Origin of the sequence: Pseudomonas edaphica (assembly GCF_005863185.1) — a bacterium.
Taxonomy (GTDB): Bacteria; Pseudomonadota; Gammaproteobacteria; order Pseudomonadales; family Pseudomonadaceae; genus Aquipseudomonas; species Aquipseudomonas edaphica.
This window is the reverse complement of record NZ_VBVZ01001128.1, coordinates 1-598: the sequence shown is the minus strand read 5'-3', so window position 1 is coordinate 598 and position 598 is coordinate 1. Positions and strand designations below refer to the sequence as shown.

At 64.5% G+C, this 598-nt stretch carries 1 protein-coding gene; it reads right to left on the bottom strand.

Features of this window, described 5'->3' with window-relative positions; translation table 11 throughout:
* Nucleotides 1-584: SDR family NAD(P)-dependent oxidoreductase (locus tag FEM54_RS33660; protein WP_240792846.1), on the bottom strand; the 584-nt coding region annotated here is incomplete at its 3' end.
* Between the last annotated feature and the right edge of the window lie 14 nt (nucleotides 585-598).

Here is a 598-nt window from a genome sequence, read left to right as displayed (position 1 = left end):
ACCCGGGCGGCCTTGGCCAAGCCTTCCGGCCCCAAAGAATTCTTCGCATCCAACGACTGCGGCGTCTCGATCAACCCCGGAATCACCGCATTGCAACGAATCCCCAACGCCGCCAACTCCACCGCCAGCGAACGGCACAACCCCGGCACGCCGGCTTTTGCCGCCGCATAATGGCTGTGTTTCTGCCAGCCATACACACCGCCGGCAATCGATGAAATCGCCACCAGCGCGCCGCCCTCTTTCATGTGCCGGCTTGCAGCGCGGAAGGTGCGCATCACCCCTGTGAGGTCGATATTGAGCATCTCGTCCCACAGCTCATCGGTCATCTCCAGCAACGGCGCGCGGCGCAGTAAACCGGCGTTGGCCACGGCATAATCGAGGCGGCCGAAGTGCTGCACGGCGGCCTCGGCCAGGGCGTCTACCGAGGCACTATTGCCCACGTCCAGCGGCAACATCAGGCATTCGCCACCGGCTTCTTTCACCAGGGCCACGGTGGTATGCGGGTCATGGGGATCGGCCGGGAAATACCCGCCGACCACCGCCACGCCGCTGCGCGCATACGCCACGGCGAGGGCTTGGCCGATGCCTGTCTCTTATA